Annotated in this window: 13 protein-coding genes; 5 read left to right on the top strand and 8 right to left on the bottom strand. The window is 63.0% G+C overall.

Annotated elements, in window-relative coordinates; genetic code table 11:
• Nucleotides 1–86: 86 nt before the first annotated feature.
• Nucleotides 87–1,082, top strand: coding sequence for an HAD family hydrolase (locus M0639_RS08110; RefSeq protein WP_020968932.1), 996 nt, complete (start codon nucleotides 87–89; stop codon nucleotides 1,080–1,082).
• A gap of 39 nt (nucleotides 1,083–1,121) precedes the next feature.
• Here M0639_RS08110 and M0639_RS08105 read toward each other — a convergent pair whose 3' ends face one another.
• The 7 genes from M0639_RS08105 to M0639_RS08075 all read right to left on the bottom strand — a co-directional run bounded on the left by M0639_RS08105 (nucleotide 1,122) and on the right by M0639_RS08075 (nucleotide 6,546).
• Complete coding sequence (locus M0639_RS08105; protein ID WP_042923247.1) at nucleotides 1,122–2,159, bottom strand: lysophospholipid acyltransferase family protein; 1,038 nt, start codon at nucleotides 2,157–2,159, stop codon at nucleotides 1,122–1,124.
• On the bottom strand, nucleotides 2,156–3,289 hold the full coding sequence (locus M0639_RS08100) for an NAD-dependent epimerase/dehydratase family protein (protein ID WP_064074199.1): 1,134 nt from the start codon (nucleotides 3,287–3,289) through the stop codon (nucleotides 2,156–2,158). Before M0639_RS08100 ends, M0639_RS08105 begins: the two co-directional genes overlap by 4 nt.
• Nucleotides 3,290–3,506: 217 nt before the next feature.
• On the bottom strand, nucleotides 3,507–3,608 hold the full coding sequence (locus M0639_RS08095) for a 30S ribosomal protein bS22 (protein WP_003402602.1): 102 nt from the start codon (nucleotides 3,606–3,608) through the stop codon (nucleotides 3,507–3,509).
• 244 nt (nucleotides 3,609–3,852) lie between these two features.
• Nucleotides 3,853–4,089 (bottom strand): helix-turn-helix domain-containing protein, encoded by a 237-nt coding sequence (locus tag M0639_RS08090; RefSeq protein ID WP_003941845.1) that lies wholly within the window; start codon nucleotides 4,087–4,089, stop codon nucleotides 3,853–3,855.
• Nucleotides 4,090–4,215: 126 nt separating this feature from the next.
• Nucleotides 4,216–5,031 carry a pyrroline-5-carboxylate reductase gene (gene proC, locus M0639_RS08085; protein ID WP_003941923.1) on the bottom strand — a complete coding sequence of 272 codons (816 nt, stop codon included), beginning with the start codon at nucleotides 5,029–5,031 and terminating at the stop codon, nucleotides 4,216–4,218.
• A 34-nt stretch (nucleotides 5,032–5,065) separates the two neighbouring features.
• On the bottom strand, nucleotides 5,066–5,911 hold the full coding sequence (locus M0639_RS08080) for a thioesterase family protein (protein WP_042923249.1): 846 nt from the start codon (nucleotides 5,909–5,911) through the stop codon (nucleotides 5,066–5,068).
• On the bottom strand, nucleotides 5,908–6,546 hold the full coding sequence (locus tag M0639_RS08075) for a MerR family transcriptional regulator (protein ID WP_042453006.1): 639 nt from the start codon (nucleotides 6,544–6,546) through the stop codon (nucleotides 5,908–5,910). Before M0639_RS08075 ends, M0639_RS08080 begins: the two co-directional genes overlap by 4 nt.
• Nucleotides 6,547–6,696: 150 nt before the next feature.
• Between M0639_RS08075 and M0639_RS08070 the strand changes: the two genes are divergently transcribed.
• The 4 genes from M0639_RS08070 to M0639_RS08055 all read left to right on the top strand — a co-directional run bounded on the left by M0639_RS08070 (nucleotide 6,697) and on the right by M0639_RS08055 (nucleotide 12,712).
• Complete coding sequence (locus M0639_RS08070) at nucleotides 6,697–7,320, top strand: TetR/AcrR family transcriptional regulator (protein WP_003942051.1); 624 nt, start codon at nucleotides 6,697–6,699, stop codon at nucleotides 7,318–7,320.
• 155 nt (nucleotides 7,321–7,475) lie between these two features.
• Nucleotides 7,476–8,942 (top strand): wax ester/triacylglycerol synthase domain-containing protein, encoded by a 1,467-nt coding sequence (locus M0639_RS08065; protein WP_058227475.1) that lies wholly within the window; start codon nucleotides 7,476–7,478, stop codon nucleotides 8,940–8,942.
• A gap of 3 nt (nucleotides 8,943–8,945) precedes the next feature.
• Complete coding sequence (locus M0639_RS08060) at nucleotides 8,946–11,282, top strand: glycerol-3-phosphate 1-O-acyltransferase (RefSeq protein ID WP_007735324.1); 2,337 nt, start codon at nucleotides 8,946–8,948, stop codon at nucleotides 11,280–11,282.
• Nucleotides 11,279–12,712: an HAD-IB family hydrolase gene (locus M0639_RS08055; RefSeq protein WP_003941905.1), complete on the top strand. Its 1,434-nt coding sequence runs from the start codon at nucleotides 11,279–11,281 to the stop codon at nucleotides 12,710–12,712. The genes M0639_RS08060 and M0639_RS08055 overlap by 4 nt, the downstream gene beginning before the upstream one ends.
• On the opposite strand, the gene M0639_RS08050 is transcribed toward M0639_RS08055, so the two are convergent.
• Nucleotides 12,692–13,576, bottom strand: coding sequence for a sugar phosphate isomerase/epimerase family protein (locus tag M0639_RS08050; protein ID WP_082893158.1), 885 nt, complete (start codon nucleotides 13,574–13,576; stop codon nucleotides 12,692–12,694). The two genes, M0639_RS08055 and M0639_RS08050, sit on opposite strands and share 21 nt — an antisense overlap.

The following is a 13,576-nucleotide window of genomic DNA, read 5'->3' as shown; positions in this document are numbered from 1 at the left end:
TCACCATCCAACCCATCGGGCCTCATCGCGGAGGATAGGCTGACTCGAAGAGTTCTCTGCTCGAGAATGCAACACGGGAGGTGCGGGTGCCTGCGCGATCACTACCGAACGGCTCCGGATTCGGATCAGGGCTTGCCGGGGTCATTCTCCCCGGACGTCGCCATGTGAAGAATCCGCTGGGCCCGAGTGAGTCGGAAGTTCGAGCCAATCTCGCCGGCGAGGCGAGCGCTGACGCAGCTCTGGCATTGCACGAAGCTGCCAACCCCACAGAACCGGAAACCGGCGAAGAGCCCCCGGCCGTTCCGCGCGACCTCACGGCCGCCGCATTCTTCGACGTCGACAACACCATGGTGCAGGGTGCGTCGATCATCCACTTCGCCCGTGGTCTCGCTGCACGAAAGTATCTCAAGACCTCGGATCTGGTGGATTTCGCGTGGAAGCAGATCAAGTTCCGAGTCACCGGCCGAGAAAGTAGTGACGACGTCGCCGAAGGCCGCGAGAAAGCACTGTCCTTCGTGGCCGGTCGATCCACCGCCGAACTCGCCCGCCTCGGCGAGGAGATCTACGACGAGGTCATCGCCGACAAGATCTGGCCAGGCACGAGGGCGTTGGCCCAGATGCACCTCGACGCCGGACAACAGGTGTGGTTGGTGACGGCAACTCCGGTCGAACTGGCTCAGGTCATCGCCGAGAAACTGGGATTGACCGGCGCCTTGGGCACTGTCGCCGAGAGTGAGGACGGCGTCTTCACCGGCCGACTCGTCGGCGACATCCTGCACGGCATGGGCAAGGCGCACGCCGTACGGACGTTGGCGGTGCGTGAAGGACTCAATCTCAAGCGCTGTTCCGCCTACTCCGACAGCCACAACGACGTTCCGATGCTCTCGTTGGTGGGGACACCGGTGGCGATCAATCCCGACGCAGATCTTCGTGAACTCGCGAAGAACCGCGGGTGGGAAGTTCGCGATTTCCGCACCGGACGAAAGGCCGCCAAGATCGGCGTACCGACGGCGCTGGTGCTCGGAGCGGTCGGCGGGGCGCTCGCGGCAATTCTCGCCAGGCGCAAAGAACAGAACGCCTGAGCGGGTTCGGTCCGGATCGAGCAGCGATCCGGACCGAACTCAGCCGAGAAAGACGTTGCGGCGCTTGGCCAACAGTCGATACAGCGTCTGCTGAATGGTTTCCCGGACGTGGTCCGTGACCTCGAACAGGACCATCGGATCGTCGGCGGCACCGCTCTCGAAGGTGTCGGTGACGATGGGCTTTCCGAACTCGATGTACCACTTCGACGGCAACGGAACCAGGCCGAGCGGCCCGAAGTGCGGAAACAGCGGTGTCACCGGGAAATACGGAAGACCGAGAACGCGTGCGAGTGTGGTGAGATCACCGATTTTGGGATAGATCTCCTCCGAACCCACGATCGAGCACGGAATGATCGGAACACCGGTTCGCATTGCGGCCGACACGAAGCCACCGCGCCCGAACCGCTGCAACTTGTACCGCTCACTGAACGGTTTCCCGATGCCCTTGAATCCTTCCGGGAACACGGCCGCGACTTCACCGTCGTTGAGCAGACGCTCGGCGTCGGGGTTGCAGGCCAACGTATGACCGGCTTTGCGCGCCAGTCCACCCACCACTGGCATCTCGAATGCCATGTCCGCAGCCAACATTCGCAGTGGACGATGCGCTGGATGGTGATCGTGCACGGCAACCGACGTCATCAGTCCGTCGATCGGGATCACACCGGCGTGGTTGGCGACCACAAGCGCTCCCCCGGTGAGGGGAATGTTCTCGATCCCACTGACCTCGACGCGAAACCACTTCTCGAACAACGGGCGCAACATCGGCATGACGACGTTGTCCGCGAAATGCGGGTCGAACCCGAACTCGTCGACCTCGTAGTCGCCGGACACCCGACGTCGGAAGAATTCTGCTGCCGAGGCGATCTGGTCGACGATCGCCGACCTGGCCGAATCGACGAACGTGCTCTCACCGCCGTGGTCGGCCGCCGAGGACACTCCGGACGGATGCCGGCGCTCACTTTGTTCACGGATGTCACGCTCTGCACCGGTGACGGACTCACGCGAACGGGAAGTTGCCGACTTTCCGGTGTGAGTTGCGCTGGGCCGCAGGGGAATTACCTTCGCCACGTCAGTCACCCCTTCACCGCACTTCGTCCCGACAGCGGCATGTGCATCACATCTGCACTTGTTGCCGCCGCGGCGGCGTCACCGCCGAGAATGGTGGTCAACGCATTCTCCGCCCGATCGATCCACTCGGACTTGATGATCCGGCGCGTCTGCATCGCACGCATGAAATCGTCGAGTGCTTGCATGGTGGTCCATCGCGGCTCGAACCCCAGCTCGCTGCGCATGCGAGTGGTGTCGAGTCCGCAGCCGAACCGGAAGTACTCGAGTTGCTCGTCGGTGTACAGCCTCATGGACGACCCCACCAACGCGCTCCCGACGCTGCGGAACAGAGCGAGCGGCATGGGAACTTCCACCCTGCCTGCCCGGCGGATCGCCTGCGACATCATGACCACTCCGTCGCCGGCGATGTTGTACGTACCCGAAGCGTGTCCGATGGTCGCCTTCTCCAGCGCCGCGAGGGCATCCTCGACGTGGAGCAATTGCAGGCGCGCGTTGCGCCCGACGATGGTGGGCACGAGTGGGGCGGTGACGTAGTGCCCGACGGTTGCAGTCAGCTGAGGTCCGATCAACGGCGCCAACCGCAGAATCCCGACCGAGATGTCCGGGCGCCGACGCCCCATTCCACGGAGGTATCCCTCGATCTCGAGGCTGTCGCGGGCATATCCGCCCGGCGGCCGGCGGCGCGCACTCATTTCTTCGGTGAACTGAGCGGGATCCTTGGCACTGCACCCGTAGACGACCGAAGCCGAGCGCAGGATCACCTTGCGAACCGTCGGCGCTTTCTGGCAGACCGCGAACAGTTGCATGGCGCCGATGACGTTCATGTCCTTCATCGCGGCGCGGCTGCCGGCTTTGGGGGCTTTCTGAAGCGTCGACGCGTGCACGACGGTGTCGACCTCGGCGTTTCGGATCACTTTGCCGATCAGCGGATTGCGGATGTCTGCTCGCACGAATTCCGCGCGGCCCATTCTGCGCATCATGTCCTTGCTCGGACTGACGGCGTCGACGGCGATGACACGCTCGATCGACGGATTCTGCGCAAGCCTGGTCACCAGGTAGCCGCCGAGAAATCTGCTCGCCCCGGTCACCAGTACGACGCGAGGCGTCGTGCCCCCTGAAGTGTTGTCACCTTCAACCACCAAGTACCCCCATATCCAGTAGAAACGCGCTCTGCCGAAGCGTCCCTCCCGCGATTTTCCCCCACTTTACGGGCAGAGGGGGTCCCGCGCTGACTACCCAAATTTCGGCCATTCAAGACAAACCGCCCAGCCAATGAGACGTGGCACACATCGCTTCCCCCCGAATATGTTGATGCCCGCCACCCCGGAAGGGGTGGCGGGCATCAACAGGTACTGCTTATTTACCGAGTTTCCTGCGCTGTACTCGGGTACGACGAAGCAGCTTGCGGTGCTTCTTCTTCGACATGCGCTTGCGACGCTTCTTGATCACTGAACCCATAGCGGGTGTCCCTCACGTTCTTCTCTAGCGTTCCTGCGCACGCCGGTCACGTACGCCTGCGCCAAGCAATTGGCGCCTGGCCCTCGTTTTAACTAGCTCAGCGCCTTACGACACCAGCTTGCTGGTACGACAGTGACTCATCGTACCGGTGTGGAGTCACTCGGCATAAACCGAGCCTCCGGCACAGCAACCGCTGTGCCCGCGACTCGGCTCACGCCGAGGTCATCCTCTTCGAACCGGCTGGTCAGCCGGCATCGAAGTACGAGGTTTCGAGGTAATCGTGTACTGCCTTCGCATGTACACGGAACGAACGGCCCACTCGTACAGCAGGCAATTCGCCACTGTGTACCAACCGGTACACAGTCATTTTCGACACCCTCATCAAAGTTGCTACCTCAGCAACAGTGAGGAATTGCGTGCCGGCCACTGCCGGCTTTCCGTCGTGGGACGAACCCATGGACGGCTTGTTTGCAGACACCATTAATCCACATACCTCCAGCACGACTCGCGCCGCCGGCTTCCCCTCCGGCGGAACAGACACGTACGTACTAAGTCGAGCTTAGCTGCACTGGTGGGGTTAAAGCGACGGGTGTGGCTAAACGGACGACTAATCCGCAGCTGCACCCATCGCGGCCGAGCGCGACTTGGCGGCATCCAAGGCATCGAAGAACGCCGTCCGCAGGCCGCCCGCTTCGAGCTGACGCAGTGCCGCAGCCGTCGTTCCGCCCGGTGACGTCACCGCGGCGCGAAGATCCGTCGCGCTGTCGCCGGTGCGATCGAGCATCGCTGCGGAACCGACCATCGTCTGCACCACCAATTCGGTAGCGACCGGGCGCGTCAGGCCGAGACCGACTCCCGCGTCGATCATCGCTTCGGCGACCAGAAAGAAGTAGGCCGGGCCGGAACCGGAGACAGCCGTGACCGCGTCGATCTGCGATTCGGGAACCGTGACCACCTTGCCGACGCTGCCGAGGATGCCGCGTACGAGCTCGAGATGCTCGGCCTTGACGTGCCGTCCGGGCGAGAGCACGCTCACGCCCTCCCCGACCAACATGGGGGTGTTCGGCATGACGCGGATGACCGGGAACCCTGCGGGCAGACGCGTTTCGAAGAATCCCGTGGGGATTCCCGCCGCAAGGGAAACGATCAATTGTTCGAGGTCGCCGTCCAGATCGACCTTCGTCAACGCCGTGAGCGCTGACTCGACGTCGTTCGGCTTCACCGCGATGACGATGACGTCCGCACCCTCGGCGGCATCGGCGACCGTGCTGACGCGGATGGAGTATTCGGCGATCAATTCGTCTGCGCGAGGCTGATATTGCTCGGCGACGACCAGATCCTTGATGGCGTGGCCGGCCTGCAACAGCCCGGAGATCAGCGCCTCGCCGATCTTGCCGCCACCGATAATCGCAATTCTTGTCATGGCGAACAGCCTGCCACGACCGCAGCGATCGACCCTAGCGGGGCATCATCGCCAATTGACGACTCTGGACGACGACTGCGCCCGTCGAATCGAGAACAGCATGATCCTCTTCGAACCACGTGCTGCCCAGAACATCCGAGCTCGCCCGCACGCGAAGCCATCCCGGCGTCGGCAGGCGGCGCAGGTACGTCGTCAACTGCACGGTCGGCGCCCACCCGAACAGGCCGCGGTTCATCGTCACCGGCGCGCTGATGTCACCCGCCATGATCGCGAACAGCACAGCGGTGTCGAGGTCGTTTTCGTCCTCGGGTCGAGGACGGACCCACATCCTGACCTCGGCCTCGCCTTGGCTGCCGGTCAGGAAGTGCGCCGAGGTGGTGTCGATTCGCATGTCGCAACCCTGACCGACATGCACGACCTGCGCCATCGGGTGATCGCCGATGACTGCCACCGCACTCTCCGGCGGTTCCGGTGACATGTCGTCGATCGACGAGGCCGTGACGAAGGTGGGGTCGCCGTCATCGGGGAATCCGAGCGTGACCGCCGCGCGAACAGCGCTGCGGCCCGCCTGGCTCAACTCGACGTCGAACAACGCGACCTGGCGTCCCTGCTTTCGGACGATCACCTCCAGTTCGACTTCACCCGGATCTGGGGCTGACAGATAGTTGGCGCTCACCGCGAGTGGCTGCATCTTCAGAAGCGAGTCGTTCTCACCTGCGCCGTCTCGCAGACATCGACGCGCGGCCGCGGCGCACACAGCCATCATGGAACCGCCGTGCACTTTCGGCCCGATGGTCCAGATCGAATCGATCGTTGCGGTGTATCGCCCGTCGCCGAGCGAGGTGAGGCGATTGAGATCTTGAAAGGGACTGGTGCTCATCGATTTTCCTGTTCGGTGCTTTCTCGGTGTTGCGGGAAATGTCGTGCGGCCAAATCTTGGTGCGCCAGGCGTCGCAAAGCTGTCAGGACGGGTTCGTACATGGCGGTTCCGAGGACCGCATAGCGAATGCCGTCCTCGGTCGAACTGGTAGGCATCAGCTCGATTTCCACTTCGGCAATCCCTCGGATGTGGTCGCCGTAGGCGCGCAGGCGCTCGTCCGAGAGACTCAGTCCTGCATCCTCGAGGCCGATCAGTGCCCGCTCGAGGTGCGCGACCGCCACGTACCTCGGCTCGAAAACCTGACCGAGAAACTCCAGAACCTTGCGAGCTCTGGGGAACTCTGGATCCGGTTCAGGTTCGACGTACGGGGGTAGTTGCGCGATTGCGCGGCCGAAAGTCTCGAATTCGGATCGCTCGTCAGTGTCCACCAGTTCGAGCACCGCGCGAATCCGTGGAATCGCGAGTCCCGCCCCGGCCAGGGCCCTGATCAACGCGAGTCGCCGGACGTGCTGTTCGCCGTACCTCGCTCCCGTTGCGCTGGTCGGCTCACCCGGCATCAGCAGACCTTCACGGAGGTAGTACTTGATAGTGGCCAGTGCAACGCCGGACTGTGCGGCCAGTTCGGAAACCTTCACCGCTCCTCCGTCCAACTCGCTCGACCCATTACTGGATAGTGATGCTATCCAATGGGGGCCGAGCATCGGTAAGGAGGACACGCCTTGCGCTAGGGTTGAACCTTCTTTGCGCACACCACCAGAAATTTCCGAACGGAGCGAACAGGCGGAATGACGGATTTGCAGTCGGAGGCTCAGCCCGACGAACAGTGGCGCATCGTGGAACCACTGACGCTGACTCCCCTGCTCACCGCCGCACTCGAGGTGTTCCACGAACTCGGTTACCACGGAGCGTCGGTTCGTGACATCGCAAAACGTGCCGGTGTCACCGTGCCGACGCTGTATTACCACCACGGCAACAAACAGGGCATCCTCGTCGCGCTGATGGAACCGGGCATCGAGAACGTCACCGCACGCGCGAGCGCTGCGGTCGACGCTGCCGGACCGTCGCCGACGGCACAGTTCGGCAATCTCGTCGAGGCGTGTGTTCTGCACATGACCAGTCGCTCCGACATAGCCTTCCTCGATTCCGAACTGCGATACCTCGAGGACGCGGAACGAAAGAGCTACGCCGCCAAGCGAAAGAAGCTCGAGAACCTACTCGTCGACGTACTGACGGCAGGCGTCGAGAGCGGTGAGTTCACGGTCCCGGACATCACCGGAACGGGCCGTGCGCTACTGGGAATGTGTCAGTCCGTCGTCCTCTGGTATCGACTCGACGGACCGCAGACTCCGCGCGAAGTCAGTGTTCTCTACCGCGAGATAGCCCTGAAAGCCGTCGGCGTCACTTCTTGAGCACTGAACTTCCCGGCATGTCCGATTAGCCCTTAACTGACGAACGTCACACCTGTCGGCTGACACCGAAACCGGGACGCGCCCACGGTCGCGGGTCCACACTTAGAAGCAGAGATGCGCGGGGTGGATCCGCAGACCGAGGGAGTTCTTGACGTATGGCCAACAGCAATCCATTTGTTCCTCCTAGCGCGGTCGACGTCGACCTTTCCGCGGTCGCCTGGGGGGCGAACCGCACGATGTCCGACTTCGAGACTGGAATGTGGCGGATGGAAGAGGCGCAGCCGCAACTGCGCTCACCGATCGTTGCGGTGGAGGTTCTCGATCGTGCCCCGGACTGGGATCGACTTCTCGACGCAGTCGAGTGGGCATCGCACGTGGTTCCGCGTATTCGTATGCGAGCAGTGGAACCGGCAATGCAGCTGGGCAATCCGGTGTGGTCCGTCGATCCCGAGTTCGACATCGGCTACCACCTACGACGCGTCCGCTTACCTGCACCGGCGGACTTCGATCACGCACTGCGCATGTGTCGTCACCTTGCGACGGAACCATTCGACAAGGCTCGACCGCCGTGGAGCGCGCTGCTCATCGAAGGTCTCGACGACGGTCGCGCCGTGTTCGTGGTCAAGACTCACCACTCCATCACCGACGGCATGGGCGGCATCCAGATGATGACGCTCCTGCACAGCAGACGCCCGGACCCCACTCCGAACAAGCCCGACCGCACACCGCCTGCTCCTGAGCATCTGTCATCGGTGGGCGCCTTCGGCGAGGAGGTCGTCAGCGAGATCCGGCGTGCGCCCTCGCGTATCGCCAAGCTGGTCCGCGGTGCCACCAATGTTGCGACCACGGCAATCTCGAGTCCGATCACGACAGCTTCCGAGGTCCTCGGTTACGCCAATTCACTCCGCAAGATCGTCACTCCCCCAGCTCGTTCCGGTTCCCCTCTGCTCCACGATCGTGGTCTCGGACGGTGGTTCGGAACTCTCGAAGTGGGTGTTCCCGAGCTCAAGGCCGGAGCAAAAGCTGCCGGCGGCTCACTCAACGACGCGTACGTCGCCGCTTTGCTCGGCGGCTTCCATCGCTACCACGAAGCCTTCGGACAATCCGTCGACAGCATTCCGATGGGTATGCCGATCAGCATGCGTACGGGCGCAGACGCCAACGGCGGCAACCGGTTTGCAGCCGTTCGCTTCAACGGCCCGGTCTCCGAAACGGATCCGGCCAAACGCATCAGGCAGGTGCGAGAGATCGTTCTGAGTCTGCGTGAGGAACCGGCGTTGGACGCTATCGACGTCGCCGCCCCGATCCTCGCTCGCCTGCCGAACTATCTACTCGCGAACTGGTATCTGTCCCAGTCGACAGGACTGGACCTGCAGGCCAGCAACGTCGCCGGCGTACCGGTACCGGTCTATCTCGCCGGAGCGAAGATCGAGCGGATGTTCCCGTTCGGCCCGGCGCCCGGTTGCGCGGCAATGGCGACACTGGTCTCCCACGTCGGGGTGTGCTGTATCGGAATCAATCTCGACACCGCTGCGATCACAAAACCCGCGCTGCTGATGCAGTGCTTGCAGGAGAGCCTGGACGAGATCGTCGCTCTCGGAGTCACAACGGAAGGTGCGTGAGTCATGAGCGAGAACACGACCAACCCGCGCGTGTACCTCACCGAAACCATGACAGAGGCCGAAGCCGGCGTGCTGCGAAAGTGGCTTGCCGACAAGGCAAGCTCATCCGAAACTCGGCCGGTCACCGTCAACATCACCGACAAGACCCTGGCAGAACTGGCGGCACGGACCGACGACCCGATGCTCGCACCGCTTCGCGTGGTGTGGATTCCGGACACCCATACCAAGCACAACGTCGCGGTGCGACTACGTGATGCGCTGGCACCACGCGATCCTCTCCACCCCGGACGCGGTGCACAACGCAGAACCCTGCGCACCGACCCCTCTCGGTGCCAGGTCATCGAAGGTGAACCCGCACCACTGAGCGATCTCGAGCGTCGCCTCGAAAAGAGCGGTGGCGGTTCGCTACCGGAGTTCATCCGACGGCAGGCCGCTCTGGCACTCGAACGAGCCGAATTGGGCCTACTGGGTGGCCAGTACAAGGTGTCACGGTTCGTCGTCGACGAGATCACCGACACCCGCCGATTCGCCACCGAGGTCATGGCTTTGGCCGACCGGTTGAACATCGCCGTCGCCGAAGTCGATCGCCGCGCACGTGAAGCTCTCGAAGAAATGGTTGCCACCCAGAGTCGCCAAGCCATCGCGGTGTGGGATCGCCTGGGCCGCTACTTCGCTCGCGCCTACAAGCTGGACGTGGACACGAGCCGCTTCGAGGAACTCCGTGAGCTGAACAAGGAACACTCACTGGTCTTCCTCCCCAGTCACCGTTCGTACCTCGATCCCCTCGTCCTGCGTCCGGCGTTGATCGCGAACGGCTTGCCGCTCAATCACGTCATGGGCGGCCTCAACATCAGTTTCTGGCCCATGGGCTCGATCCTCAAGCGCAGCGGCACCGTCTTCATTCGTCGAAGCATCGGCAACGACGAGGTCTACAAGTGGTCGATGCACGAGTACATGCGCTATCTGCTGACCAAGCGCTTCAATCTGGAGTGGTACATCGAAGGTGGACGCGGACGTACCGGGAAACTACGCCCGCCGCGCTTCGGTCTCCTGACCTACCTGACCAAGGCATTTCAGGTCAGCGGAGCGTCCGACGTGTACCTCGTCCCGGTTGCGCTGAGCTACGACCAACTCTACGAGGTCGGGGCCATGGCTGCCGAGGCGCTCGGCGCCGAGAAGACACCGGAAGGCCTGCGCTGGATGGTGGGTTACGTACGCGCCCAGGGAAAACGCAACGGTGTCGCGCACGTGACCATCGGCCGGCCGCTCTCACTCGCGGACGCACTCAGCCAGGAAACCGATCAGCGCCTCGCCATTCAGAAGGCCGGCATCGAGGTGTGTCACCGCATCAACGAGGTCACCCCGGTGACCGTGTCTTCACTGGCGATGTTGGCGTTCCTCGGAATCGAAGACCGGGCGTTGACAGTTCGTGAACTCACCGCGATTCTCACGCCGCTGTTCGGCTACATCACCGCGCGAAATCTTCCGATCGCCGGCGACGTCGAACTGTCCGATCCGCGTGTCATCGAGAAGGCATTGCAGACACACGTCGATTCCGGGGTGCTCGAGCGCTTCGATCGGGGCGGCGAGCAGGTCTTCTACCTCGGCAAGGACCAGCATCTTGTCGCTGCCTTCTACCGCAACAACACGATTCACTTTCTTGTCGTGCGTGCCATCACCGAACTCGTACTTCAGGCAGCCGTCGAAGAGCGGTTCGAGGACCCCATCGGGGACGGGTGGGCAGAGGCCAAGCGCATCCGAGATTTGTTGAAATTCGAGTTCTTCTTCAGTGACCGGGACACGTTCGAGCAGGAGATGCGGACCGAGCTGACGCTGATCGACCCCGAGTGGGAAACCGTCATGGCCGACGACAAACGAACCGAGCACATGATCGAGACGGTTCGCCCGTACCTCGCGCACCGCGTGCTCCAACCGTTCCTCGAGGCGTACCAGGTTGTCGCCGATCAGCTTGTGCTCGCGCCGATTTCGACATCGTTCGACGAAAAGTCGTTCATCAGCAACTGCATCGACGTCGCACATCAGCGTCGACTGCGGCAGCAGATCGCCAGCAACGAATCCGTCTCCGGTGAGTTGTTCGCCACCGCACTGAATTTGGCGCGCAACCGTAACTTGATCGAAGTCGACGACGACGGAGTCCGGGCCCGGCGCCTGGCATTCGCTGCCGAGATCAAGGTTCAGGTCGAGCGCCTGCGTCACCTTCGCGCACTCGCGCATGCACGACTCGATCAGGTGGCGATGCCGGTACCGGACGCCGCTGCGGTAGTGACCATTCCAGAAGCAAACCGAGCGCCCGCCGCGAACGAGGAAGTAGGACTGTGACCGGACTCGAGCGTCTGCACTCCGCCATCGAAGCCGCCCCGCCCGGGCCCGGAACGATCGCCGCCTTCGACCTCGACGGCACCTTGATCAGCGGGTACTCGGCCAGCGTTGTGTACCGAGACCGCCTGCGACGCTTGGATATCAGCGTCGGCGAACTCTTGCGCACCACCGGTGCCGCGATCGACACCCAATTCCGCGGTGCTGACGTCGGAGCACTCATGGACATCGGCGTTCGAGCCTTGGGCGGCCGTACCGTCGAGGAACTGAACGACTGGGGCCGACGGCTGTTCAAGCAGGAAATCGCCGCGATGATCTACCCGGAAGCCCGCGGGCTACTGGCGGCACACCGGCGAGCCGGCCACACGATCGTGATGGCTACGTCGGCGACTCCGTTCCAGGCCAAGTACGTCGCCGAAGATCTCGACATCGAAGACGTGCTGTGCACCGAACCCGAAGTCGTCGACGGCATGCTCACCGGCGAACTGTCTTCGCCCGCACTGTGGGGGCCGGCCAAGGCCAATGCCCTTGCAGGCTATGCCGAGAAGATGGGCGCCGATCTGAAGAACGCGTTTGCGTACTCCAACGGTGTCGAAGACGTCTTCATGCTCGAGGCCGTCGGTCGACCTGTCGCGTTGAATCCCGATCGTGGTCTGGCCAAGATCGCGTTGCGCAATCACTGGCCTTCGGTCAGCCTGCGTAAACCGCAACGAGGCGCAACACCGATCTCCACGATCCGAACGGCGACGGCCATGGGCGCGCTTGCTGCCACCGCCGCCCTCGGTGCGTCGGCAGGCATTGTCACCGGGAACCGTCAACTGGGTGCGAACCTGGTCGGCACGTACGGCCCCGACATCTCGCTCTCACTGCTGGGCATCGACGTCGAGATCGACGGCGAGCACAACGTGTGGGATCACCGCCCGGCGGTGTTCATGTTCAACCATCAGAGTTCCCTGGACATGTTGGTCCTGGGCACCGTGATCAAGCGTGACGTGACCGGCGTCGCGAAGAAGGAAGCGGCAAGCGATCCGCGGTTCATGCCCGTCGGTGCACTGCTCGACGTCGCCTACATCGACCGCACCGACACCACGAAGGCGAAGGCTGCACTGCAACCGGCAGTCGACAAGCTGAAGAATGGTGTCTCGATAGTCATAGCTCCGGAGGGCACCCGTTCTCCGACGCCACGTCTGGGCCCTTTCAAGAAGGGTGGATTCCACTTGGCGATCCAAGCCGGTGTGCCGATCGTGCCCGTGGTGATTCACAACGCGGGTGAACGGATGTGGCGCAATTCGCTTGTCGCCCATCCAGGCCCGGTCTATGTCTCGGTGCTCGATCCCATCTCGACCGAAGGCTGGGAGACCAAAGACCTCGACGCACACGTCGAGAAGGTGCGCGCGCAGTTCGAAGCTGCGCTACTTGCCGGCCACCGCTGAGCGTGCCAGGTGCTCGCGTGCAAACGCGAGCGCCTGCGCCAGCATCGACGACCGCTCCCGCCGGGTGCGCGCGTTCTGTGTGTTGATCTCGATGACTGCCTGGCCGCTGAATTCGCTCGCAGCCAATTGCTGACACAACTCCGCGCACGGCTGTGAGCCATGCCCCGGAATCAGGTGCTCGTCCATCGACGCCCCGCGACCGTCGGCCAGGTGCAGGTGCTCGAGCCCCTTGCCCATACGGGAGGCCAACTCCAGGGCATCCATGCCCGCCGTCGCGGTGTGCGACAGGTCGAGTGTGTAGTGAGCATGATCGGAATCGGTCGGGTCGTACGACGGACTGAACGCGGACAACGCTGCCCCTGGACCGCCACGTTTACGCAGACGCTCCGCGGACTTGTCCTTGCCGCCGAAGAAGCTGTCGGCGCGCATGGGGAACATGTTCTCCACCGCCACAACGACGCTGCTCTTCGATTCGAGTTCGACAACCTGTTCCGCGAAGCCTTCGGCGTACTTGCGCTGCCACCGGAACGGCGGGTGGACGACCACCGTCGTCGCTCCCAAGGTTTCGGCGGTGCGCACCGAACGCTCGAGCTTCTCGACCGGATCGGAACCCCACACGCGCTGCGAAATCAGCAGACACGGCGCATGCACCGCCTGCACCGGAATGGCGTACTTGCGAACGAGGGCGGCAACAGCACCGATGTCCTGACTCACGGATTCGGCCCACACCATCAGTTCGACACCGTCGTATCCGAGATCAGCGGCGTAGCGAAATGCTGCTTCCGTGTTCTCCGGATATACCGAAGCCGTCGACAGGCCGACGGCTATCGGCCGACGAATCATGCGCTGCGATCCCCCGATCAT

It is taken from the genome of Rhodococcus qingshengii JCM 15477, assembly GCF_023221595.1.
Lineage (GTDB): Bacteria > Actinomycetota > Actinomycetes > Mycobacteriales > Mycobacteriaceae > Rhodococcus_F > Rhodococcus_F qingshengii.
Note: the sequence above shows the minus strand (reverse complement) of the source record. Positions and strands in the feature narration are given on the sequence as shown.